Annotated in this window: 1 pseudogene; it reads left to right on the top strand. The window is 29.9% G+C overall.

Annotation, left to right across the window (positions count from 1 at the left end):
- Positions 1 to 402 (top strand): annotated as a pseudogene (locus ELQ12_RS09935) (hypothetical protein); the annotation flags it as partial.

Raw genomic sequence — 402 nt, 5'->3', positions numbered from 1 at the left:
CTTCTTGTATGCATCCTATCTTAGAAGATAATACTTTAGTATGCTTACATGGAGGTAGAGTTAAGTTAAAAGCAAAAAAAGCTAAAAGAATAAAATCAGACAATGTTCCTATTATGCTTAATAATGAAATACAAGGAGCTAGTATAAGTGGATGTTTAAATCCACCTATACTAGGAGGACCTTGTACTAAAGTAGCTTTAGTATTTGCTTATACTTATTCAGATCATAAAGTTAATAATAAACATTCTGTGTTACAAATGGGTTTGATAGGAATGAGTATAAAAGGTTATCCTATATTTGCTATACCTAAAAAGAATAAGATTAAATTTGCTTTAGCTAAAATACAAGCTAGTCCTCTTGCTAAGATTAAATTTGATAGGATAAGATGGGAAGGGATAGGAG

This window comes from Campylobacter sp. US25a (assembly GCF_004379075.1).
Lineage (GTDB): Bacteria > Campylobacterota > Campylobacteria > Campylobacterales > Campylobacteraceae > Campylobacter_D > Campylobacter_D jejuni.
This window is presented reverse-complemented; position numbering and strand designations above follow the sequence as displayed.